The following is a 23,056-nucleotide window of genomic DNA, read 5'->3' as shown; positions in this document are numbered from 1 at the left end:
ACTCTACGCGCGTAGCGCCCCTGCTTTAAATAGTGCCCGGACCTGATCGGCCTTGTTCAAGAACAGCCGTCTTGTGCAAGTACCCGATCCGTTCCGAGCATTCTGCCGCGCGAACGGGGGCGTCCCTGCCGTTGTCTCCCGTCGTCCGCCCGGAGGGCGGCCCGCGCGGCGTCCGGTGCGTGCGATCGCAGGGCGCCGAAGCGTCCTCGTGGCTCCGCCACGAGGACGGTCCGGCAACGCGGCGAGCGTGCGCGCCAGGCGTCGCGCGGCAGGCGGGAGATCACGGCAGGGGTGCAGACAGGTCATCCTCTCCGCACCCCGTTCCGTGGCCGTAACGCTGTCATTACAGCGTTCTGTTGGCCAAGGCTTCTGACCCAGATCGTCAGGAGGTCTTCACCTTGATGGTGCCGTTCTTGATGCCTGCCTCGGCCTTCTTGACCGCGACCTGGATGTCGGCGTTGCTCTTGAAAGCCGGGTTGGAGTCGGCCAGACCGACACCACCGTTGGCCAGCGAGCCGCGGATCTCACCCGAGAGCGGCTTCTTGTCCTTGATGACGGACTTGGAGAGCTCGTAGACCGCGCCCTCGACGTTCTTCAGGGCCGAGGTCAGGATGTACTTCTTGTACTGGGCCAGCGCGGCCTGGTTGTACTGGTCGGAGTCGACGCCGATGGCCCACACCTTGTGCTCGGCGGCGGACTTGATCACGCCCTGGCCGGAGAGGCCGGCGGCCGCGTAGACGACGTCGGCACCCGCGTCGATCTGGCCGTTGGCCGCGTTCTCGCCCTTGTCCGGGCTGGAGAAGCCACCCTCCTGGGCCGTCTGGGTCAGGTACTGCGACTCGACCTTGATCTTCGGGTTGACCGACTTGGCACCCTGGATGTAGCCGGCCTCGAACTTGTGGATCAGCGGGACGTCCACGCCGCCGATGAAGCCGATGTGGTTCTTCTTGGTCGCCTTGGCGGCCGCGACACCGGCGAGGTACGAGGACTGCTCCTCGTGGAAGACCATGTCGGCGACGTTCTTCGCCCGGGTCTGGTTGTCGTCGATGATGCCGAAGGTGACCTTCGGGAACTTCGCGGCGGCCTCCTTCACGGCCCCCGCGTAGGCGAAGCCGACGCCGATGACCGGGTTGTAGCCCGCCTTCGCCAGGGTCTCCAGGCGCTGCGCCTTGTCCGCGTCCGTCTCGTTGTCCTGCGGCTCGACGTCGCGGGCGCCGACACCGAAGTCCTTCTGGGCCTTCTGCAGGCCCGCGTAGGCCGCGTCGTTGAAGGACTGGTCACCCTTGCCGCCGACGTCGTACGCCAGGCCGATGCCCTTGGACTTGCCCTCGGTGGAGGAGGACGAGGACGAGCTGCCGCAGGCAGAGACGGTGACGGCCAGCGCTGCGGTCGCAACGCCTGCAATCGTGATACGGGACACCCGGCGCATGGAACGTGACTCCTTTGTGCAAGCGCCCAAACCAGGCGCTGGTTCCGCCGCAGCGTAACGCGCGTAGACCGGACGGAACACCCCCAATGTCCGGTCCGTTATCGAGCTGTGGCCACAGTCACTGTCAAGGTTACGGACAGCAGTACGCCCCTTGCGGTAGGCAAGGGGCGTACGAGGGCGACGGCGCCCGGGCGGGCCCGGAAGCGGGGATCAGATCACTTGGTGTCGACCGTGATCTTGCCGGCGATGATGTCCTGCTTGGCCTTGTCCACGGCCGAGGCCACGTCGGTCATCGCCTTGTACTTCGGGTTGGAGTCGGCGAAGCCGACGCCGCCGGACTTCAGGTCGCCGCGGACCTCGCCGCTGAGCGGCTTGCCCTCGTAGACGGACTTGGCGAGGTCGTAGACGGCGCCGCCGACGTTCTTCAGGGCCGAGCCGAGGATGTGGTCCTTGTACTTGGCGAGCGCGCTCTGCGTGTACTGGTCGGAGTCCACTCCGATGGCCCACACCTTGTGCTCGGCGGCGGACTTGATCACGCCCTGACCGGAGAGACCGGCCGCGTGGTAGAGGACGTCGGCACCGGCGTCGATCTGGCCGTTGGCCGCGTTCTCGCCCTTGTCCGGGCTGGAGAAGCCACCCTCCTGGGCCGTCTGGGTCAGGTACTGCGACTCGATCTTGATCTTCGGGTTGACGGACCTGGCACCCTGGTCGAACCCGGCCTCGAACTTGTGGATCAGCGGGATGTCCACGCCGCCGATGAAGCCGACGTGGTTCTTCTTCGTGGCCTTGGCCGCGGCCACGCCCGCCAGGTACGAGGCCTGCTCCTCGTGGAAGACCATGTCGGCGACGTTCTTCGCCTGGATGGTGTTGTCGTCGATGATGCCGAAGGTGACCTTCGGGTACTTCGCGGCGACCTGCTTCACGGCCGGCGCGTAGGCGAAGCCGACGCCGATGACCGGGTTGTAGCCGGACTTCGCCAGGGTCTCCAGGCGCTGCACCTTGTCGGCGTCGGACTCGTTGGCCTGCGGCTCGATGTCCCGGCCGCCGATCTTGAACTCGTCCTGGGCCTTCTTGAAGCCGGAGTAGGCCGCGTCGTTGAACGACTGGTCGCCCTTGCCGCCGATGTCGTAGGCGAGGCCGATGCCCTTGGCGGAGTACTTGCCGTCCTTGGAGGACGTGCCGGAGGAGTCGGTGCTGGACTTGCCGCACCCCGCGGCCGCGAGGGCGACGACCGCGACGGTCACCGCAGCTTGGGAGAACCTCGTCCTCCGGGAGATCTTCCGAGAGAGCAGACGCACAGCAAGCACCCCTTCATCCCCACGGCGCCGTCACGGGCCGCTGTCCCCAATGTGCCGCCAGTGGTGGCGATTTCGGCGCACAGTAACGCGCGTAGAAGGGAAGGGGCACGGGGTTTGTCCGGGCCGTTATCGATTCGTGCCGACTCCGGGTTACAGACGAGCACCGCCGGTTACGCCGAGGTGACACAGGGGGACGAAGGGGCGCCAACCGGGCGCCCCTCCTCCGGGGCCGCCTACTGGGTGTCGAGCAGGGCGGCGGCGGTGAACAATTCCACGCCGACCGTGATCGCGTGCTCGTCGGCGTCGAAGTCGCCCTGGTGCAGGTCACGGACGATGCGGTCGCCGGGGGTGCGGACGCCGAGGCGGGCCATGGCGCCGGGCACGTTCTCCAGGTACCAGGAGAAGTCCTCGCCACCGAGGCTCTGCTCGGTGCTCTCGACGGAGCGCATGCCACGCCGGGCGACCATGGACCTGCGCAGCAGCTCGGTGGACTCCCGGTCGTTCACGACCGGCGGCACGCCCCGTACGTAGTTGATCTCCGACTTGGCCCGGTGCAGGGTGGCGACCTCGTCGATGGCCGCGTGCACGATGTCGGGGGCCTCGCGCCAGGCGTCGAGGTCCAGGCAGCGGATGGTGCCGGACAGCTCCGCGTGCTGCGGGACGACGTTCGGGGCGTGGCCCGACTCGATCCGGCCCCAGGTCAGGGCGAGGCCGGCGCGGGTGTCGACGCGCCGGGCGACGAGCGCGGGCACGTCGATGGCGACACGGGCGGCCGCGGTGACCAGGTCGGTGGTGAGATGGGGGCGGGCGGTGTGGCCGCCGGGGCCGTCGAGGGCGACCTCCAGCCGGTCGCAGGCGCTGGTGATGGCGCCGTGCCGCAGCCCGATCCGGCCGGCGTCGACCTTGGGGTCGCAGTGCACGGCGAGAATCCGGCCCACGTCGTCGAGCGCGCCGTCCCCGATGGCGCCGAGCGCGCCGCCGGGCAGCACCTCCTCGGCGGGCTGGAAGACCAGCCGCACCGGGCGGGGCAGCAGCCCCTTGGCGTGCAGGTCGGCGAGGACCAGCCCGGCGCCGAGCACGATCGTGGTGTGCACGTCGTGGCCGCAGGCGTGGGCGCGGTCCGGCACGGTGGACCGGTACGCGCAGTCCGTCTTGGTGTCCGGGATGGGCAGGGCGTCGATGTCGGCCCGCAGGGCGAGCACCGGGACGGGGGGACGCCGCTTGCCCTCCGGGAGCCCGATGTCGCAGATGAGCCCGGTTCCGGTGGCCAGGACGCGGGGGCGCAGCCCGGCCCGCTCCAGCCGCTCCTTGATCGCGGCGGTCGTACGGAACTCCTGGTTGCCCAGTTCGGGGTGCATGTGCAAGTCGCGGCGGAAGGCGACCAGTTCGGCGTGCAGGGACTCGCTGAGCACGCCGGGGAGCACGTCCCCGGGGAGGTCGGCCTCGGACTCTCGGGACATCACTTGGTTCACCCTCTGAAGGGTAGGACGCCCGGACGGTCAACTAACCCTCGATCAACAAAACTTCAGCCCGTTAGGGGAAGAAAATTTGACCGGCGGACGCATGGCGGCGGACTTTGATGGGTAAAACCCTTGTTTCCTCTTCCACGCATACCATGCCTACCCATGGTAGCGCTCGACTTGTCCACGGACCGGACCGGACCGCGGCGGGCCCCGGGCCGGTAGGCTCCGCCGTCGTGAGCGACTCGACCGCGGACTTCCTGCAGACCACCCGCTCGTCCTACGACGCGATCGCCAAGGACTACGCGTCCCGCTTCCCGGACAGCCTGTTCCACCCCCTGGACCGGCAGCTCGTGACCGCCTTCGCCGAGCTGGTCACGGCGAACGGCCCGGCACCCGTGGCCGACCTCGGCAGCGGCCCCGGCTTCGTCACCGCCCGCCTGCACGACCTCGGCGTCCCGGCCTTCGGGGTGGACCTCTCCCCCGCCATGGTGACCCTGGCCCGCGACGCACACCCACAACTGCGCTTCCATGTGGGTTCGATGACGTCGCTGGACCTGCCGGACGCCACCCTGGGCGGCATCACGGCCCTGTACTCGATCATCCACGTCCCCGACGACCACCTGCCGGCCGCCTTCGCCGATTTCCACCGCACCCTGGTGCCCGGCGGCCATGTCCTGCTCTCCTTCCAGTCGGGCGCGGAGCCCGGCCACCTCCATCTGGGAGAACGCTTCGGCCACGAGATCGACCTGGACTACTACTGGCGTACGCCCGAGCAGGTGGCGGCGATGCTCAGGGGGGCGGGCCTGGAGCCGACGGCGACGGTGCTGCGCGAGCCGGACGGGGAGGAGACGCGCCCGCGCGCGTTCCTGCTGGCCCGGAGAGCCGGCTGAGCCCGGAGCGCGCGGGCCGGCTGTGGTGGCCGGCACGGTGTCGCCACACTCCTCCGCAAGGCCGGCCTCCGCCGAATCCGCTTCCACGACCTCCGCATGCTTGTTGCCGTCAGGGGTATAGACCTCTGGTCGGGCTACGGCAGGAGTGTCAGCGCGGGAACGTGGGCGGGCTTGACGACGCTGAAGTGCCGCCGGTCGAGGGTGGCTACCCGGTCCACGCCGAAGCGCTCGGCCACCGCGATGACCGAGGCGTCGACCCCGCCGAGCGGGAAGTCGGCGTACTGGAGGACCAGCTCAGCCATGCGGGTCAGGTCGACAATCACGCCAAGTCGCCGAAGCGCTCGCGCATCCGCTCGCGGATGTAGTCGTCGTGCCGTTCAGCCAGATCCTCTGGGCCATTCACTGCCGATCAGGGCCAGCAGCCCGGCCGGGACCGACTCCTCGTTCGCGTCGACTGCCGGCAGCGACTGGGCAACCTGGGACAGTTCCTCATCCTGGCAGACGAGCAGGCGCAGGCGTCGCACCTGGGTCGGGGAGAGCCGGTCCGCCAGGTGGTGCATGTCCTCGTAGTCGAATGCAGCGGTCACGCCAGCAGTGTAGGACGGTCCTGCAGCCTCGGACAGCTGGATCGGCAGAGGTTCACCCCCGCTGGCGTGCGGGCAGTCGCCCGAGAATTGCCAGGAACTTGGTCGATGTCCCCGCGTGTGTCGTGTCTGGTACTTCCCCTGGCGGCCCGTTCGCCGGGGAGGGCGGTCCTCGGGCGTCGGGGCGGTGCCGGTGCCCCCGCCAGTACGGCAGCGCGGAGGCCGGGTGGGGCGGGGTCCGCCGAGAGGGTGGGCCGCTGGGGGTATCGCTCCCCCGCTGGAGGCGGTGCCGGCTACCGCCCTCGGTGAGCCTGCGCGACGCACGTGAAGGGTCAGCCCCCTGGTCGGCCCTGTGTCTGCGATCCGGCCGTAGGACGTCGTAGGCGACAACTTGCTGTGCGACGCGCAAGAGCTCACGCCCGCAACTTGCTCCCGGTGGTGCCGGGTTGAGCCCCGCTCACACCCGGGACCGGCAGCCCGCCGACACCGGCACCAGTCGGGCTGGAGAACCGCCGGGACACGGGCCTGGCTGCCTCTCGTCGCAGAGAGAGCCAGGCCCTGTTCTCGTCTTCACCGAGGCCCTCAAAGCATCCGGCTAGGCCAGCCCCACCGCCGCCAGCCGGTGCACGTCCCGCGCGGTCCCCGTGACCCCCGACAGGAAGCCCTGGGCTCGCGGTGAGGCGTTCTCCGTGAGCCAGCTCGGGTCGATGTCGCACACCGCGACGCGGACACCGGTGCCGGCGAGGGCGAGTGGGAGGGTGTGGACGACCGTGGAGGGGAAGCTGAGGATCGTGCGGCCGATGGGGCCTCGGCGGGCGATCAGCTCCAGGGGAAGGTCCGGGCGGACTATTTCCAGGCCGGTCTGGGCCGCCAGGCGGTGGAGTTTGTCGGCGCTCTCGCGGCGGTGGGCGAAGTAGCGAGTGGCGCCGTGGGTCTTCGACAGGTTACGGACGGCCTCCAGGTAGCGGTCGCCGTCCACGACCCCGGTCTCCACGAGGGAGGTGCCGACCATGTCGGCGCTCCGGGTGATGCGCGGCGGGCCGAAGCGGGCCCGGGTCCAGGCGAAGTCGTTCGCGGTGACGGTCACGCCCTCCGGGGTCTCCGTCACCGGCATGGAGGAGAAGACCTCGACACGGCGGCGGGCGCTCGGGGTGAGGCGGCGGCGGGCCGAGGAGGAGACGGGGGCGAAGAGCAGGTCGCGGGCGCCGGGGCGGCCGCCCTTGCGGTGCCAGCGGACCAGGCGCTCGCCCCGGGCCAGCTGGGCGACGAACTCCATCGTCGCGGTGCCGTCGTCCACGACCACCAGGTCGCGGGCGCGGGTGATGGTCAGCAGAAGCTGCACGTAGCGGGAGAAGGGGTCTCCCATGACGATCCGGTCGGCCCGGCGCAGGGGGCCGGCCAGGCCGCCGATGGTGTGGAAGGGCGCGGTCGTGCCGCCCCGCGCCTCCTCCCAGCGCACCCGGTACCCCTCGTCCCGGGCCAGGTCCGCCATTCGGCGCAGCTGGCCCCGGGTCATGGGGTCGGTCGGGGACAGGACGACGACGGTGAGCTCCGTGCCGGCCGGCCGCGCGGCACCGGCCGGCGTGCGCCGTGTCTGCGGGGGCACGGAGGGCGTGACCGGCGGAGGGCCGGACGGGACGGCCGGCCCTCCGCCGCGCAGGCCCGACGGCACGGCCGGCTCCTCGCCGCGCAGGCCGTGGAGGTGCGCCCATTCCAGTACGTTCAGCAGCTGTACCGGGCTCTCCACGAAGGCGAGCGTGTGGGCAGGGTGGCCGGTGTGACCGGCGCGGGGGCTCATCGGCGTACGACCGTCCCGTCGTAGGGCAATCCGTAAGGCGATCAGGGCGCTCAGACCGCGACCGGCTCGCCCGCGGCCGCAGCGATCTCCGCCTCGGCGACGACGCCGGAGACGCGGCGCAGCTTCTTCATCGGGCCGAGCTCGGAGTCGTAGACCTTCTTGACGCCGTCACCGAGGGAGGCCTCGATGGTGCGGATGTCGCGGACCAGGCGCGTGAGGCCCTGCGGCTCCACGGAGGCGGCCTGGTCGGAGCCCCACATGGCGCGGTCGAGGGTGATGTGGCGCTCGACGAAGGTGGCGCCGAGGGCGACGGCGGCGAGCGTGGTCTGCAGGCCGGTCTCGTGGCCGGAGTAACCGATCGGGACGTTCGGGTACTCCTTCTCCAGCGTGTTGATCACGCGGAGGTTCAGCTCCTCGGCCTTGGCCGGGTAGGTGGAGGTGGCGTGGCAGAGCAGGATGTTGTCGCTGCCCAGGACCTCGACCGCGTGGCGGATCTGGCGCGGGGTGGACATGCCCGTCGAGAGGATGATCGTGCGGCCCGTCGCGCGCAGGGCGCGCAGCAACTCGTCGTCCGTGAGGGAGGCGGAGGCGACCTTGTGGGCGGGGACGTCGAACTTCTCCAGGAAGGCGACGGCCTCGGTGTCCCACGGGGAGGCGAACCAGGCGATGCCCTTCTCCTTGCAGTACGCGTCGATCTGGCGGTACTCGTCCTCGCCGAACTCCACCCGGTGGCGGTAGTCGATGTAGGTCATCCGGCCCCAGGGCGTGTCGCGCTCGATGTCCCACTGGTCGCGCGGGGTGCAGATCTCCGGGGTGCGCTTCTGGAACTTCACGGCGTCGCAGCCGGCCTCGGCGGCCACGTCGATCAGCTTGAACGCGTTCTCCAGCTCACCGTTGTGGTTGATGCCGATCTCGCCGCAGATGTAGACGGGGCGGCCCGGGCCGGCCTCGCGCGAACCGAACGTGCGGATACGGGAGTTGGTGCTCATCGGGAGATGTCCTTACTTGGGGAGGGAATCGAGAGAGGGGCCGAGGATCCAGCTGGCGATCTCTCGGATCGCGCCGTCACCGCCGGGGACGGTGGTGACCGCGCGTGCGGCGCCGCGTACGACGTCGTGGGCGCTCGCGACCGCCACGGGCCAGCCGACGAGGGCGAAGCACGGGAGGTCGTTGACGTCGTTGCCGACGTAGAGCACGCGCTCCGGCGCGATGCCCTGCTCCTCGCACCACTGCTTCAGGGCGAGGTCCTTGCGGTCGATGCCGTGCAGCACCGGGAGCTTCAGCTTCCGGGCGCGGGCGGCGACCACCGGGTTCTGTTCCGTGGACAGGATCAGCATCGTCAGCCCGCTTCTGCGCAGGGCGGCGATGCCGAGTCCGTCTCCGCGGTGCACGGAGACGAACTCCCGTCCGTCGGAGTCGATCAGCACCCGGTCGTCGGTCTGGGTGCCGTCGAAGTCGAGGACGACGGCGTCGATGTCGTCGTAAGTGGGCAGGGCGCCCGGCCGGTCCGCGTCGAAGAGCGGGGCGAGGGCCCGGGCGCGTGCCAGGTCGTGCGGGTCGTCGATCTCCAGCACCCGGGCCGGGTCGGTGCGGACCAGCTCGGTGTGGCCGAAGAAGCGGTGGTTGTGCTTACGGAAGCCGGCCGCGTCCATCGCGTAGGCGGCGCCGGTCTCCAGCAGGTCCTGGGGGCGGTCCTGGCGGCGGGGGCGGAAGGACTTGTCGTGGTTGACGCCATAACCGCCGCTGACCGCAGTGGAGTTGGCGACGCGGACGGCGCCTCCCAGCTGCTCGGTACGGGCCGGCTCGACCGCCACCGGGTCGTCCGCCGCGTCCCGCCAGATGAAGCCGTGGAAGGGGGCGACGGTGACGGCGGTGTCGGCGCCGTTCTCCACGACGGCCGCCGCGACCCCGTCGACGTCCTCGCGGGCCAGGAACGGGCTGGTGCACTGCACGAGCAGGACCACGTCGACGGCCGAGCCGTGCAGGGCCTCGTGGGCGTCCATGGCGTGCAGGACGGCGGCCTCGGAGGTGGCGGTGTCGCCGGCGATGACGGCGGGGCGCAGGACCACCTCGGCGCCGGCCTGCCGGGCGGCGGCCGCTATGGCCTGGTCGTCGGTGGAGACGACCACGTCGGTCACCAGCCGGGCGGCGCGGCACTCGCGGACCGCGCGGGCCACCAGCGGGATACCGCCGACGGGGGCGAGGTTCTTGGCGGGGACGCCCTTGGAACCGCCGCGCGCGGGGATCACCGCGAGCACGCGGCGCACCGCGGGGGCGTCGTGGTCGGCGTCGGTCATGTACTCCACTCCTTGCCGTGGGATCCGGTCGCTCACAGCTCTCCCATTCGTCGGATCACGGGGGCCACGCGCTGCACACCGTGGCGGTAGGCGCCGCGCGCGGCCCGGCGCACGATCTGGCGGACGGGTCCGGGCTCCTTGTCGGCGACGGGCGCGCCGGGCAGCGGGGCGCCGTCGGGGCCGAGGTGGTGGCGGGCGAGGATGCCGGGCAGGTAGCCCGGCGCGGTCTCGGGTGTGTAGTAGGGGGCGAGGGGCGGCAGCCCCCCTGGCCGGTCCAGCAGCTCGGCGATGCGCTCGCGGGCCGCGTCGAAGGCGGTGGCGTAGGAGCCTGCCCCGGGGGAGGTATCCACCGGGGCCACGCCCTGCCGGGCCACCCACTCCTCGTCCGGCACCGGGCGGTGCCCGGCGTCGAGCTGGTCCCAGGAGGCGAGGCACCCGGAACCGGTGAAGTGGTGGTTGCCGAGCACCTCGCGCACGCCCAGGTCGGTCAGGACGACCGTCGGGATACGCCGGTGCAGGGCCTCGAGGGCGGCCGTGGAGCTGACCGTGACCAGCAGGTCGGTGCGGTCCAGCACCTCGCCCATGTGTCCGTACACCAGGCGGAAGTTGGCGGGCGGGTCGGTGCCCTGCACCAGCTTCTGGTACGGCAACTCCTCGATGTGGGTGGTGTGTTCGCCGGGCCTGGAGCGCAGCTTCAGCAGTACCTCGCGCTCGGGGTGCCTGCGGGCGTGCTCGATCAGCCGGTTCAGCAGGTACGTACGGTCCTTGCGGTTGTCCGGGACGGAGGGCTGGGCGGCGAACACGACGGTGTAGGGCCTGCGCCCTTGCTCCGCGGACGGCTCGGGTTCACCGGTGTACGGGTCCCCGCCGAGGAACGGCAGCGCGACCTCGGTCACCGCGGAGGCGTCGGCGCCCACCCCTTCGTACACGGCACGGAAACGGTCCGCGTCGTGGCGGGAGTTGGCGAGGACCAGGTCCGCCCCGTGCCGCAGCAGCAGCCCGTCGGCGAGCTTCTCGTAGACGACACCGACGTAGCCGGTGACGACGACGGGACGCGTCGCCGAGCCGCCCCACAGGTTCCGCAGCCCGTGCAGCATCGCCTGCACGCCGCCGCCGACCAGCGCGAGGACGAGCACGTCGTAGGACTCCTCGCCCATGGCGCGCAGGAACTCGACGCCGGTCACCTCGCGGAGTGAGTCCGCGGGGACGCCGACTTCCTTCAACTGGCGGGCGGTCGGGGTGGCTCGCCCTCGCAGGAGGTAGCCGTCGAGCCGGATACCGTCGCCCGTGGGGGTGACGCGCTGCGCGGTGAGCGCGCCCCACTTCCACCGGGTGTCGGAATCCGCGAGGACGGCGACCCGCAGGGACTTCGTTGCACTTGCTGGCACGCCGAAGACGCTAGGAAGGCATTCCGAGGTTCCGCCCAACCCGAATGCAACAAACGGTTAACAGCACACCGCCGAATGGCGAATCGGGCCGAGATCGCACCGGAAAAGAGCCTGGTTCACAGCTTCGCCATGCGCCGTTCACCTTGTATCAAGGAGAGCGTCAAGACACATGACGGGCTTCGCCCTAACGTCCCTGACGTGGTCAAGCTCTCCGTCATCGTGCCGTTCTACAACGTGCAGCAATACGCGCCCGACACCCTGAGGAGCCTCAGTGCGAACGCGCGTGAGGACTTCGAATTCATTCTCGTCGACGACTGTTCGCGCGACGGGACACCAGAGATCCTCGCGCGCGCGGAGCGCGAGCTGCCCGGGGCGGTCCACGTCCGGCACGAGCGGAACGGAGGGCTGGCGACCGCCCGCAACACCGGTATCGAGCGGGCGCGCGGCGAGTACCTGACCTTCCTGGACGGCGACGACTGGCTCGCCCCCGGCTACTACGCCGAGCTGGTGTCCGCCATCGAGGATCTCGGCTGCGACTTCCTGCGCACCGACCATGTGCAGTGCACCGCCCGGGCGCGCACCGTGCACCGGGTGCCGCACGGCCGGCGGGGCGTGGTGATGAACCCGCGCGAGGCGATCCTGCCCGCCGACCGGTCCACCTCCGTGGACTACGCCTACGCCTGGGCGGGCATCTACCACCGCCGACTGGTGGACAAGGGGCTGCTGCACTTCACGGACGGGCTGCGCACCGCCGAGGACCGGCCGTGGATCTGGAAACTGCACCGGGAGGCGGAATCCTTCGCCGCAGTGAGCCTGCTCGGCGTGTTCTACCGGCGCGGAGTCGCCTCGTCGCTCACCCAGATCGGTGATGTCCGGCAACTCGATTTCATTCGCGCGTTCGACCAGGTCATCGCCGAAACCGCCGAGGACCGGGAGGCCGACGCCCTCCTGCCGAAGGCCGTCCGCACGTATTGCGCCATCATTTCCCATCATCTGGGATCCATCGAAAGGTTCGAGCCCGCGGTGGCGAAGAAACTGAAATCCCTGAGTGCCGCCGCGCTGCGGCGCATGCCGCAGGACGTACTGGACGAGGCGCTGGACTCCATGGACCTCCAGCGCGCCACCAAGCTGCGCCGGCTGCGCCGTCGTCCCGCCCCCGCGGGGGTCGCCGCGTGACCACCCAGATCTTCCAGGCGTCGACGCTGTACGGCACGGCCACGCTCGCCGCCGCCCTGGACTCCGGCTGCTTCCGCCCCGCCGACCGGCGGATCCTGCTGGTCTGCAACAACGCGGCGACGCCCGAGACCACGCCCGGGCCGGACGGGATGCCCGGCTTCGAGCGGCTGCGCGACCGCTTCGACGACGTGCTGTCGTACAACGAGACGATCTTCCCCTTCCACCCCGGCGGCTGGGCGCCCCGGGTGGAGGACATGCCGCTCTGGGAGCGGTATCTGCGGCACGAGTGGCAACTGGGCGACGACGACGTGGAGCTGGCCGTCGAGTCGATCCAGGTCAACCCCTCGCTCGCGCTCGCCCAGATCTTCACCGGCGCCCCGGTCACCGTCTACGCCGACGGCCTGATGAGCTACGGACCCACCCGCAACAAGATCGACCCGCTGGTCGGCACCCGCGTGGACCGCGTGCTCCACCTCGACCTGGTGCCGGGCCTGAGGCCGCTGCTCCTCACCGAGTTCGGTGTCCCGGGGGAGATGGTGCCGACGCCGGCCTTCACCAAGGTACTGGCCGAACTCGCCCCCCTGGGCGACGGCCTGCCCGAGGTGGAGGAGGCCGCGCTGCTGCTCGGCCAGTACCTCTCCGCGCTGGACATCCTCACCGCCGAGGAGGAGGAGAACCTGCACGTGCGGATGCTCAAGGGGGCCGTCCAGCTCGGGCACACCAAGGTGGTGTTCAAGCCGCACCCCACCGCCCCGGCCCGCTTCACCCGCAGCCTGGAGCAGGAGGCGGAGAAGCTCGGGGTGGAGCTCACCGTCCTCGACACGCCGGTCCTCGCCGAGGTGCTGTACCAGCGGATGCGTCCCGCGCTGGTCGTCGGCTGCTTCTCCACCGCCCTGCTCACCGCCTCCGCCCTGTACGGCCTGCCGGTCGCCCGGGTCGGCACCGACCTGCTGCTGGAGCGGCTGACGCCGTACGAGAACAGCAACCGCATTCCGGTCACCGTGGTCGACGCGCTGCTGCCGGAGCTGGGCGACCGTGCCGCGGTCACCGGGCAGCGCCGGGGCCTGGACGTCGAGGCGCTCGGTGCGCTGGTGCGCGCGGTGGGCTTCGCGATGCAGCCGAGGATCCTGCCCGGGCTGCGCGGGGAGAGCGAGCGATACCTCGCCCAGAACCTGAACGAGCCGACCCTGCGCTACTTCAAGCGCAAGCGCCTGACCTCGCTGGCGCTGCCCGGTGGGGTGCCCGCGCAGCTGTCGTTCATCCCGCGCAACGCCACGGTGCGCCGGGTGGCGCGCAAGGCGCGCAACCTGCGCCGGGTCGTCCGTCGCTGACCCCACCCCGGTGGCGGGCGGGCCCGTGCCGGGCCCGCCCCTTTCGCTGTTCACCGGCCCGGGATCAGCTCTTCCGATGGCGTGGGGGTGGTTGGAGAAAACAGGAAGGCAAAACGACCTGCGGGTTAACGAACTCGGACGGCTGGGCGAATGGTTGGGCTGTCAGCCCACTCATTTCCGAGATTCACCCAGGTGCGGGTGAAGTGGCTCCCCATGCCGGGGACTTTCATAAAAAAATCCGAGATGATCAGCGCATCCTCGGGTAGGCGCCCGGCACCATGGCTGCTTCCTCCCCCTCCCTCGCCGCCGTCCCCGCACCGCCCACACCCGGGACGGCCCCCGCCTCGTCCATCCCCGGTGGACGCCAGGGCCGCCTGCTCGCCCTGGACGGTCTGCGGCTCGTGGCCGCGCTGATGGTGTGCCTCTACCACTACGCCGGACGCGGCGGCACGGTCTCCGCGTCCTGGCACCAGAGCCCGGCCCGCGTCTTCCCGACCCTGTCCCAGGTGGCCGCGTACGGCTGTCTGGGTGTCCAGTTCTTCTTCGTCATCAGCGGTTTCGTCATCTGCATGAGCAGCTGGGGCCGTACGCTCGGCGACTTCTTCCGCTCCCGGGTCGCCCGCCTCTACCCCGCCTACTGGGCCGCCCTGGTACTGGTCACCGGCGCCGCCCTCGCCCTGCCGGCCGTCGTGCACCCGGTCCGGCCGGACGAGTTCCTGGTCAACCTGACGATGCTGCAACAGCCCATGGGCGCGCCGCGCGTGCTGGGCGTGTGCTGGACGCTCTGGGTCGAGGTCCGCTTCTACGCGCTGTTCGCCCTGTTCGTCGTCCTGCGCGGGGTCACCTACCGCCGGGTGGTGCTGTTCTGCTGCGTGTGGACGCTGGCGGCGGCGGTGTGCCGCACATCCGGCAACGCACTGACGGACCAGCTGGTCATGCCGGAGTACGCCCCGTTCTTCGTCGGCGGTCTCGCCCTCTACCTGATCCACCGCTTCGGCAGCGACCTGTCGCTGTGGGGCATCGTGGCCGTCTCCTGGCTGCTCGGGCAGAGCAACGCCACGCGCGGGCTGTGGCACGCGGGCGCGCACGGCGACTTCGTCCGCGACCCGGACGTCATCCTGCTGATCGTCACCCTGGCCTTCGCCGCCGTGGCGGCCGTGGCCCTGGGCTGGACCCGCCGGGCCGACTGGCCCTGGCTGGCCACGGCCGGCGCGCTGACGTACCCGTTCTACCTGGTCCACGAGCACCTGGGCTGGTTCGTCATCAGGGTGCTGCACCGGGGCCTCGGCCTGCCCGCGTGGCCGACGCTCGCGGCGACGGTGCCGGCCATGCTGCTGCTCGCCTGGCTGATGCACCGGTGCGTGGAGAATCCCTTCGGCCCCCGGCTGAAAAGGGCGTTGAAGAGGTCCCGCACACCGGCAATCTCCGCGCCGTTCCCCTTGGCGAACGACGGAAAGCGGATCGGCTGACCCCTCGGAGGGGCCGGAAGCCGGGCAGGCACCGTGGTGCCCTGGCCCAGCAGGAGGCCATCGGGCATCGGGCATCGGGCATCGGGCATCGGGATGCAACGCGCGCGGCCAGGCGCCGAGCGCTCGGTCAGCCGGTTCCGTACCGCGCCTCGATACCGGCGACGATCAGCGCCAGCCCTTCCTCGAACTGCTGGTCGTAGTCGTCGAAGAGCATCTTTCCCGCCTCGGCCGCCAGCGGGAAGTCGGCCATGCGCCGGGCGCGTTCCTCGATGTCGTACCCCTCCCGGCGCTCGCCCGGGAGGGGCTGCACGCCCTGCTCCTCGGTGACGAACCCGATGGTGAACATGTGCGCGGTCCGCGCGGCGTTGACCGCTTGGACCGGGCTGAACCCCGCGTTCGTGAAGACGCGCAGGTGTTCCTCCATCTCGCGGGCATGGTCCGTGCCCGTGAAGCGTGAGCCGCTGAAGACCTTGGCGCCGTCGCGGTAACCGAGCAGGGCGGTGCGCAGGCCGCGGTTGACCCTGAGCAGTCGCTCCTGCCAGGTGTCCGCGGGATCCGGCGCGGTACCGGCGACCATCCGCCGGTACATCTCCGTCGCCATCTCGTCCAGCAGTGCCTGTTTGTCCTTGAAGTGCCAGTACAGCGCGGGGGCCTTGACGTCCAGCTGCTTGGCGATGGCGCGCAGGGTCAGGCCGTCCAGGCCGACCTCGTTCAGCAGCCGCAGCGCCGTGTCCGCGACCCGGTTGCGGTCCAGGGGCGCGCGTCGTTCCGTACTCACGCTTGACAGCTTAACAGCGTTAAGGGCACGCTCATGACTGACGGCGCTTAACATTGTTAAGGAGAATCATGATGGATGTCCTGATCGTGGGGGCCGGTCCCACCGGCCTCACCCTCGGCATCGACCTCGCCCGGCGCGGCGTGGACGCGCTGGTCGTCGAGCGGGCGCAGGAGCTGTTCCCCGGATCGCGCGGCAAGGGCATCCAGCCGCGCACCCAGGAGGTCTTCGAGGACCTCGGCGTGCTGGACGCGATCCGCGCGGCGGGCGGCCCCTACCCGGTGCGGATGCTCTGGAAGGACGGCGAGCGGCTCGGCGAGCGGCCGATGTTCGAGCCCGTGGCGGCCGACGAGGGTACGCCGTACACCGAGCCGTGGATGGTCGCGCAGTGGCGGACGCAGGAGATTCTGCACGCGCGGCTGCTGGAACTGGGCGGCCGGGTCGCCTTCGGGGGCGAGGTGACGGGACTGGAGCAGGACTCCGAGGGCGTGGGCGTCCGGTTCGCCGACGGTACGGCCGTCCGCGCACGGTACGTGGTGGCGGCCGACGGCGGGCGCTCGGCGGTGCGGCGCGCGGTGGGCGTCGGCATGACCGGGGAGACGGTCGACCCGAGCCCGTTCCTGGTGGCGGACGTGCGGGTGAGGGGCCTCGACCGGGAGTACTGGCATGCCTTCCCGGGGGCCGACGGCACCGGTGTCATGCTGTGCCCGCTCGCCGGCACGGACGACTTCCAGTTCTCCGGGAAGCTCCCGGAGGGCACCGAGCCGGAGCCGTCCCTCGACGGCGTCCGCGAACTGGTCGCCGCGTACACCCACCTCGACGCCGAGGACGTCACCGAGCTGCGCTGGGCCTCGGACTTCCGCCCGCGGGCCGCGCTGGCGGACCGGTTCCGGGTGGGCCGGGTGTTCCTCGCGGGCGACGCCGCGCACGTCCACTCACCGGCGGGCGGCCAGGGCCTGAACACCGGCGTTCAGGACGCGTACAACCTGGGCTGGAAGCTGGGCGCGGTGTTGCGGGGCGGGGCCCCCGAGGCCCTCCTCGACACCTACGAGGAGGAGCGCCGCCCGAACGCCGCGGCCATGCTGGGCCTGTCGACGGGCGTGCACCGCGGCGAGGTACGGCGGGGGAAGGCGACGGTACAGCTCGGGCTGGGGTACCCCGCGTCGTCCCTGAGCGAGGAGAGGCGCGCCGCCCCGGCCGGTGTCCGGGCCGGCGACCGCGCGCCCGACGGAGTGGTGGACGGCGTGCGGCTGTTCGACGCCTTCCGGGGCCCGCACTGGACGTTGCTGGGCTCGACGACGACCGCCGCGGGCGTGCGGTCGCTCCCGGCCGCCCCCGCGTCGTACGGCCCCGGGATCTTCCTGGTCCGCCCGGACGGCTACGTCGCCTGGGCGGGCGACACGACGACCGGCCTGGACGCCTGTCTCGCCCGGGTCGGCCGCCGCTGAAGGCTCGCGCGATGAGCCGCCGACCGGCCGGCCCCGGGCGTCACGTACTGGCCAGCGAGAGCTTCACCGCGAAGCCGAGGAACAGCGCGCCCGCCGCCGAGGTGGCCGTCGCCGACAGCCGCTTGCGGCGGCGGAAGGCGGCGGCGAGGCGGGTGCCGCCGAAGATCAAGGCGCTCAGGTAGAGGAAGCTGGCGAGCTGGGCGAAGGCGCCGAGCACGACGAAGGACAGGGCCGGGTGGGCGTATCCCGGGGCCACGAACTGAACGAAGAAGGCGACGAAGAACAGGATCGCCTTGGGGTTGAAGAGGCTGACGACGAAGGCCCGGCGCAGGGGCCGCTCAGTGGCGGGCGCCACGTCCTGCGCGCTCCCCGCGTTCTCCAGCGCTTTCTGACGCCGCGTCCGCCACATCTCCCGGGCGGCCCGCAGCATCCCGATCGCCAGCCAGGTCAGATAGCCGGCACCGGCGTACTTCACGATGCCGAACAGCAGCGCGTTGGCCTGCAGCAGGGAGGCGACCCCGGCGGCGGACAACGTCATCAGCACGGTGTCGCCGCACCAGACCCCGGCGGCGGCCGTGTAGCCGGCCCGGACCCCGCGCCGGGCGGCCACGGACAGCACGTAGAGGGAGTTGGGACCGGGCAGCAGGACGATCAGGACGAGACCGGCCAGATAGGTGGGGAGATCGATGACGCCGAACATGGCAAGGAGTGTCGCACGGGGTCCGGCACCGCTCGCGCCGCAAGTGCTCAGAAGGCGTCGGAGGGCACATATGAGCCCCACACCTCCCGCAACGCCCCGCACACCTCCCCCACGGTCGCGCGCGCCCGCAACGCCTCCTTCATCGGATACAGCACGTTGTCCTCGCCCTCGGCCGCCTTCTTCAGCGTGTCCAGGGCCGAGTCCACCGCTCCCTGGTCCCGCTCGGCCCGCAGCTTGGCCAGCCGCTCGGCCTGCCGGGCCTCGATCGCCGGGTCCACCCGCAGCGGCTCGTACGGCTCCTCCTCGTCCAGCCGGAAGCGGTTGACGCCCACCACCACCCGCTCTCCGGAGTCCGTCTCCAGCGCGATGCGGTACGCGTTCCGTTCGATCTCGGCCTTCTGGAAGCCGCGCTCGATCGCCGCCTCCGCACCGCCGAGATCCTCGACCTTCCGCATCAGGTCGAGGGCCGCCGCCTCCACGTCGTCCGTCATCCGCTCGACGGCGTACGAGCCCGCGAAGGGATCGACGGTCGCCGTCACGTCCGTCTCGTGCGCCAGCACCTGCTGCGTCCGCAACGCCAGCCGTGCGCTCTTGTCCGTCGGCAGCGCGATCGCCTCGTCGAAGGAGTTGGTGTGCAGGGACTGGGTGCCGCCGAACACCGCCCCCAGCGCCTGCACGGCCACCCGGACCAGGTTCACCTCCGGCTGCTGCGCCGTCAGCTGAACCCCCGCCGTCTGCGTGTGGAAGCGCAGCATCAGCGACTTCGGGTTCCTCGCGCCGAACTCCTCCCTCATCACCCGCGCCCAGATCCTGCGCGCCGCACGGAACTTCGCGACCTCCTCCAGGAGCGTCGTACGCGCCACGAAGAAGAAGGACAGGCGGGGGGCGAAATCGTCCACGTCCATGCCGGCCGCCATCGCCGTACGGACGTACTCGATGCCGTCGGCGAGCGTGAAGGCGATCTCCTGCGCGGGGGACGCGCCGGCCTCCGCCATGTGGTAACCGGAGATCGAGATCGTGTTCCACTTCGGGATCTCGGCGGTGCAGTACTTGAAGATGTCGGCGGTCAGGCGCAGGGAGGGCTTGGGCGGGAAGATGTACGTCCCCCGCGCGATGTACTCCTTCAGGACGTCGTTCTGGATGGTGCCGGTCAGGCGGTCCGCCGGCACGCCCTGTTCCTCCGCCACCAACTGGTAGAGGAGCAGCAGGAGGGCCGCCGGGGCGTTGATCGTCATCGACGTGGAGACCTGGTCCAGCGGGATGCCGTCGAACAGCACCCGCATGTCCTCGATCGAGTCGATCGCCACGCCCACCTTGCCGACCTCGCCCTGGGCGAGGGGCGCGTCGGAGTCGTGGCCCATCTGGGTGGGCAGGTCGAAGGCGACGGACAGGCCGGTGGTGCCGTGCGCGATCAGCTGCCGGTAGCGGGCGTTGGACTCGGCGGCCGTGCCGAAGCCGGCGTACTGCCGCATGGTCCAGGGGCGGCCGGTGTACATCGTCGGGTACACCCCGCGGGTGTACGGGTAGGCCCCCGGTTCGCCCAGTTTCTCGGCCGGGTTCCAGCCGGTCAGGTCCGCCGGCCCGTAGACCGGCTCGATCGGCAGCCCCGACTCCGACTCACGCGCCATGGATGCCTCCGAAGTACGTTTCGTCACCCTTTCACCATGCCCTGTAGTTCGGCGGCGGTCACGCGGGGAAACATCCCCGGCATGAGGATCCCGGGGAGACCTGCCGCCGTACTCGCCTCGGCCGCCGTGTTCGCCGCGCTCTGCGGCTGCACCGTGCAGCCCCCGGGCGCGGACGGCAAACACCGCTCGCCGGTGCACGTCCAGTTGCCCTCCGGTCACGCTCCCGAACCCACCCGGACGGCCGCGCACCCGCCCGCCGCCAAGCCCGCCGGGCCCGCGCCCCGGGTGCTGTGGTCGCGCGGGGACAGCGGCTCGGGCGTGCGGGAACTGCAGGCCCGGCTCCGCCAGGTCGACTGGCTGTTCGACGGGCCGACGGGGACGTACGACGATCTGACCGAGCAGGCCGTCAAGGGCTTCCAGAGCAAGCGCGGGCTGCCGCGGACCGGCGAGCTGGACACGGTCACCTGGCAGCGGCTGCTCGCCATGACGCACCGGCCGGGCACGTGGGAGCTGTACCTGATGGGCGGTCAGCCGGTCGGCGCTCCCGACCCGCGCTGTCTGACCGGCCGGGTGCTGTGCATCGACAAGACCAGCCGGACGCTGCGCTGGATGATCGACGGGCGGACGGTCGAGACGATGTCCGTCCGCTTCGGCGCGCAGTACACACCGACCCGTGAGGGTGTGTTCCGCGTCTACTGGAAGTCACGGCACCATGTGTCGACGCTCTACCATTCCCCGATGCCGTACGCGATGTTCTTCAGCGGCGGCCAGGCGGTGCACTACTCCTACGACTTCGCGGCGCGCGGGTACGCGGGCGGGTCGCACGGATGCGTCAACGTGCGGGACGAGGCGGCGATCGCGGAGCTGTTCGCTCAGGTGAGGGTGGGCGACAAGGTGGTCGTCCACTGGTGAGGATGCGGGGCGCGGGCGGGACCGGGGGAACGTGTCCCGCCCGCGCCAGGTGCACGAGCCGTGGGTACGGGGGGAACCCCGGCTCAGTGCGACGGCCGATGACCAGTCGGCTCACTCATTACTGCGTCGCGGGGGCCAGAAACGTCACACCCCTCGCGGAGAAAATTTCGCAGCTTGCAAAACCGCAGGTCAGGGGCGCGAACGAGGCTCAGAGTGCGCTGTACGACGGACTCGGCGAGGCCGCCGGCACGGTCGGCCGCCGACCCGGGATCAGGGGTGCGAAGGCCGAGGGCGCGGGAGAGGCGACGCTGCCCCGGTGGCGGCCGCCGTGACCGTGACCCCGGCCCGGGTGACCGTCGTCGTCACCGCCCTGGCCGTTGCCGTCCCCTTTGTCGTTGCCCTGGCCGTTGCCGTCCCCTTTGTCGTTGCCCTGGCCCTTGCCGCCGTCGGTGTCACCGCCGTCGCCCTTGCCCTCGCCGGAGACGGTCCGGCCCGCCAGGACGGACTTGCAGTACTTGGTCACCCGCGTGGAGCCGCCCGCCAGACCCTCGAGGGCACGCCTGCGGTCGGCGCCCAGCTCCTTGCCGTCCCTCAGGTCGCGGCAGGCCGCGGCGGCGTCCCGCCACCAGGTGCCGGGGGTTCCGGAGGGGTCGCCGGACCCGGGCGTGGCGTTCTTGCCGGTGCCCTTGTCCCCTCCGGTGGCCGTGCCGGAGGGGTCACCGCCGGGGGACCCGCTCGGACTGCCCTCGGGCGTGCCGGGGGCGATGCCCTGGGGGGACTGCGGTGAGGACGGGGCGGACGGCCGGCCCGGGGTCTGCGGGGCGGAGACGGAGGCGGCGGGACCCGGGTGATCGTCGTGGAACGGAATGGGCAGCACTCCGCTGCCGGCGGCCACGGCGACCCCGCCGAGCGTGCCCGCGGCCACGGCCGCGGCGAGCGCGAGGCGCACCGGGCGGGCCCAGCGCGGGCGGCGCGAGTGGATTCCGGTACGGGCCGGGGCGCCGATCCGGACCAGGCCCGCGTCGGCGTCGCGCGCGGGCAGGCCGGAGCGCCTGCCGGGGCTGCCGTCGCCGAGCGTGGCGGCGGTCCGCTCGGCCGCGTCCGCCTCGCGGGCCTTGCGGAACGCGGCTAGCGCGGCCTGTTCGCCGGGGAGTTCACCGTTCGCGGGGGCCGCCTCGGCGGAGAGTGCGCCCAGTGCCTTGGCGAGCCGTTCGGCCTGGTCACGGGCGGAGGCGTCGACGGCTTCCAGCGACTCACCGCGCAGCAGACGTTCCGCCGTGTCACCGGTAAGCCACGTGTACTGCTCGTCGGCCATCACATGTCCTTCTGCGTCCGCGCACGCGTATGCGTCACAGTTGCGGACGTCACCGCGCGACCACGCGGTTCTCGCTGGGGCGGGAGCGCGTCGAGCACGCCGGCCGATTCCGGATCGTCGCCGAGCAGCTCGGCGAGCCGCTTCAGGCCACGGTGTGCCGCGGTGCGTACGGCGCCCGCACGCTTGCCGAGCGTCTCGGCCGCGGACTTGGCGTCCAGGCCCACCACCACGCGCAACACGATCGCCTCGGCCTGGTCCTGCGGCAGTCGCGCGATGAGCGACAGGGTGCTGTCGGTGGCCAGGGCCTCGATGGCCTCGCCGGCCGTGTCGGACTCGGCGGCCCGGCCGGTCAGTTCCGTCTCGTCGCCGCCGATCGCGGGGCGGCGGCCGCGCATCCGTATGTGGTCCACGGCGCGGTTGCGGGCGATCCGGGCGGCCCAGCCGCGGAACCTGTCCGCGTCGCCGCTGAACCGGTCGAGGTCCCGGGCTATCTGCAGCCAGGCCTCGGACGCCACGTCCTCGGCATCCGGGTCGCCGACCAGCGTGCGTACGTATCCGAGCAGCCTCGGGTGCACCGCGCGGTACACCGTACGGAACGCGGTCTCGTCCCCGTCCTGTGCCGCACGCACCGCGGCGGTCAGTTCCGCGTCGTCCCCCAGCACCGCACTCCCTTTTCGCCTGTCTTCGGTCCGGCGCGAAAGGCACGTTACGGCGTGAAACCGCTCCTCGTCCATGTCTGTGGAAGATGCAACTAACTCGTGACATGCAGGAAGACGACGGGGTGTGACAGAAAAGGCACTCATGGCGCTGAAGAGAGTACGGGCCGCCGCGCGGTCCGTGAGCGCGACGGCCGGGGCCTCTCCTGTGGGGGGTGGCGGCCCCGGCCGTTGCCCTGACACCCGACCAAGGGTGCTCGAGGGTCACTTCTTCGCGCCGGCCTTCTCGGAGCCGGCGGCCTTGTTTCCCGCCTTGCCGCCATTGCCCGTGCCGCGGCCGGTGCCAGTGTCGCCCTTGCTGCCGCCATTGCCCGTGCCGCTGCCGGTGCCAGTGTCGCCCTTGCTGCCGCCATTGCCCGTGCCGCGGCCGGTGCCAGTGTCGCCCTTGCTGCCGCCATTGCCCGTGCCGCTGCCGGTGCCAGTGTCGCCCTTGCTGCCG

The 23,056-nt window shown here is 71.3% G+C and carries 20 protein-coding genes and 1 pseudogene; 6 read left to right on the top strand and 15 right to left on the bottom strand.

From position 1 onward, the window contains the following. Window positions 1-382: 382 nt before the first annotated feature. The 3 genes from ACFZDC_RS11290 to ACFZDC_RS11280 all read right to left on the bottom strand — a co-directional run bounded on the left by ACFZDC_RS11290 (window position 383) and on the right by ACFZDC_RS11280 (window position 4,187). On the bottom strand, window positions 383-1,429 hold the full coding sequence (locus ACFZDC_RS11290; RefSeq protein WP_391322492.1) for a BMP family ABC transporter substrate-binding protein: 1,047 nt from the start codon (window positions 1,427-1,429) through the stop codon (window positions 383-385). Between the two features lie 215 nt (window positions 1,430-1,644). Continuing rightward, a complete protein-coding gene (locus ACFZDC_RS11285) occupies window positions 1,645-2,673 on the bottom strand; it encodes a BMP family ABC transporter substrate-binding protein (RefSeq protein WP_391322490.1) in 1,029 nt (342 codons plus the stop codon). A 287-nt stretch (window positions 2,674-2,960) separates the two neighbouring features. Continuing rightward, complete coding sequence (locus ACFZDC_RS11280) at window positions 2,961-4,187, bottom strand: amidohydrolase (protein ID WP_391322821.1); 1,227 nt, start codon at window positions 4,185-4,187, stop codon at window positions 2,961-2,963. A 236-nt stretch (window positions 4,188-4,423) separates the two neighbouring features. Between ACFZDC_RS11280 and ACFZDC_RS11275 the strand changes: the two genes are divergently transcribed. After that, window positions 4,424-5,080 carry a methyltransferase domain-containing protein gene (locus tag ACFZDC_RS11275; protein ID WP_391322488.1) on the top strand — a complete coding sequence of 219 codons (657 nt, stop codon included), beginning with the start codon at window positions 4,424-4,426 and terminating at the stop codon, window positions 5,078-5,080. Between the two features lie 134 nt (window positions 5,081-5,214). Here ACFZDC_RS11275 and ACFZDC_RS11270 read toward each other — a convergent pair whose 3' ends face one another. The 6 genes from ACFZDC_RS11270 to ACFZDC_RS11245 form a co-directional block, all read right to left on the bottom strand. Beyond that, window positions 5,215-5,382: a hypothetical protein gene (locus ACFZDC_RS11270; protein ID WP_391322486.1), complete on the bottom strand. Its 168-nt coding sequence runs from the start codon at window positions 5,380-5,382 to the stop codon at window positions 5,215-5,217. A 75-nt stretch (window positions 5,383-5,457) separates the two neighbouring features. Further along, window positions 5,458-5,667, bottom strand: coding sequence for a hypothetical protein (locus ACFZDC_RS11265; RefSeq protein WP_391322485.1), 210 nt, complete (start codon window positions 5,665-5,667; stop codon window positions 5,458-5,460). A gap of 592 nt (window positions 5,668-6,259) precedes the next feature. Next, window positions 6,260-7,462: a hypothetical protein gene (locus ACFZDC_RS11260; RefSeq protein ID WP_391322483.1), complete on the bottom strand. Its 1,203-nt coding sequence runs from the start codon at window positions 7,460-7,462 to the stop codon at window positions 6,260-6,262. A 50-nt stretch (window positions 7,463-7,512) separates the two neighbouring features. Further along, complete coding sequence (locus tag ACFZDC_RS11255) at window positions 7,513-8,451, bottom strand: N-acetylneuraminate synthase family protein (RefSeq protein ID WP_391322481.1); 939 nt, start codon at window positions 8,449-8,451, stop codon at window positions 7,513-7,515. A gap of 12 nt (window positions 8,452-8,463) precedes the next feature. Further along, entirely contained in the window at window positions 8,464-9,759 is a 1,296-nt protein-coding gene (locus ACFZDC_RS11250; protein ID WP_391322479.1) for a cytidylyltransferase domain-containing protein, read from the bottom strand. Window positions 9,760-9,791: 32 nt separating this feature from the next. Further along, window positions 9,792-11,147: a DUF6716 putative glycosyltransferase gene (locus ACFZDC_RS11245; protein ID WP_391322477.1), complete on the bottom strand. Its 1,356-nt coding sequence runs from the start codon at window positions 11,145-11,147 to the stop codon at window positions 9,792-9,794. A gap of 198 nt (window positions 11,148-11,345) precedes the next feature. On the opposite strand from ACFZDC_RS11245, the gene ACFZDC_RS11240 reads away from it, so the two are divergent. The 3 genes from ACFZDC_RS11240 (at window position 11,346) to ACFZDC_RS11230 (ending at window position 15,123) form a co-directional block, all read left to right on the top strand. Further along, window positions 11,346-12,323: a glycosyltransferase gene (locus tag ACFZDC_RS11240; RefSeq protein WP_391322476.1), complete on the top strand. Its 978-nt coding sequence runs from the start codon at window positions 11,346-11,348 to the stop codon at window positions 12,321-12,323. Then, window positions 12,320-13,654, top strand: a complete 1,335-nt coding sequence (locus ACFZDC_RS11235; protein WP_391322474.1) for a polysialyltransferase family glycosyltransferase — start codon at window positions 12,320-12,322, stop codon at window positions 13,652-13,654. Before ACFZDC_RS11240 ends, ACFZDC_RS11235 begins: the two co-directional genes overlap by 4 nt. 278 nt (window positions 13,655-13,932) lie before the next feature. After that, window positions 13,933-15,123 carry an acyltransferase family protein gene (locus ACFZDC_RS11230; RefSeq protein WP_391322472.1) on the top strand — a complete coding sequence of 397 codons (1,191 nt, stop codon included), beginning with the start codon at window positions 13,933-13,935 and terminating at the stop codon, window positions 15,121-15,123. Between the two features lie 127 nt (window positions 15,124-15,250). On the opposite strand, the gene ACFZDC_RS11225 is transcribed toward ACFZDC_RS11230, so the two are convergent. After that, window positions 15,251-15,901: a TetR/AcrR family transcriptional regulator C-terminal domain-containing protein gene (locus tag ACFZDC_RS11225; protein WP_391322470.1), complete on the bottom strand. Its 651-nt coding sequence runs from the start codon at window positions 15,899-15,901 to the stop codon at window positions 15,251-15,253. A gap of 68 nt (window positions 15,902-15,969) precedes the next feature. Between ACFZDC_RS11225 and ACFZDC_RS11220 the strand changes: the two genes are divergently transcribed. Then, window positions 15,970-17,346, top strand: coding sequence for an FAD-dependent monooxygenase (locus tag ACFZDC_RS11220; protein WP_391322468.1), 1,377 nt, complete (start codon window positions 15,970-15,972; stop codon window positions 17,344-17,346). Window positions 17,347-17,386: 40 nt separating this feature from the next. On the opposite strand, the gene leuE is transcribed toward ACFZDC_RS11220, so the two are convergent. Then, window positions 17,387-18,046 (bottom strand): leucine efflux protein LeuE, encoded by a 660-nt coding sequence (gene leuE / locus ACFZDC_RS11215; protein ID WP_391322466.1) that lies wholly within the window; start codon window positions 18,044-18,046, stop codon window positions 17,387-17,389. Window positions 18,047-18,093: 47 nt separating this feature from the next. After that, window positions 18,094-19,674, bottom strand: a complete 1,581-nt coding sequence (locus tag ACFZDC_RS11210; RefSeq protein WP_391322464.1) for a methylmalonyl-CoA mutase family protein — start codon at window positions 19,672-19,674, stop codon at window positions 18,094-18,096. An 81-nt stretch (window positions 19,675-19,755) separates the two neighbouring features. Between ACFZDC_RS11210 and ACFZDC_RS11205 the strand changes: the two genes are divergently transcribed. Beyond that, entirely contained in the window at window positions 19,756-20,586 is an 831-nt protein-coding gene (locus tag ACFZDC_RS11205; RefSeq protein ID WP_391322462.1) for a L,D-transpeptidase family protein, read from the top strand. Between the two features lie 208 nt (window positions 20,587-20,794). On the opposite strand, the gene ACFZDC_RS11200 is transcribed toward ACFZDC_RS11205, so the two are convergent. The 3 genes and pseudogenes from ACFZDC_RS11200 to ACFZDC_RS11190 form a co-directional block, all read right to left on the bottom strand. Next, window positions 20,795-21,901, bottom strand: a complete 1,107-nt coding sequence (locus tag ACFZDC_RS11200; RefSeq protein ID WP_391322460.1) for a hypothetical protein — start codon at window positions 21,899-21,901, stop codon at window positions 20,795-20,797. Then, the gene (locus ACFZDC_RS11195; protein WP_391322458.1) at window positions 21,901-22,563 is read right to left on the bottom strand and encodes a sigma-70 family RNA polymerase sigma factor; all 663 of its coding nucleotides are present in this window, start codon (window positions 22,561-22,563) and stop codon (window positions 21,901-21,903) included. The genes ACFZDC_RS11200 and ACFZDC_RS11195 overlap by 1 nt, the downstream gene beginning before the upstream one ends. Window positions 22,564-22,821: 258 nt before the next feature. Then, window positions 22,822-23,056: pseudogene (locus ACFZDC_RS11190) on the bottom strand (pseudouridine synthase); the annotation flags it as partial.

The sequence above is a fragment of the Streptomyces sp. NPDC007905 genome, from assembly GCF_042959345.1.
GTDB lineage: Bacteria > Actinomycetota > Actinomycetes > Streptomycetales > Streptomycetaceae > Streptomyces.
Note: the sequence above shows the minus strand (reverse complement) of the source record. Positions and strands in the feature narration are given on the sequence as shown.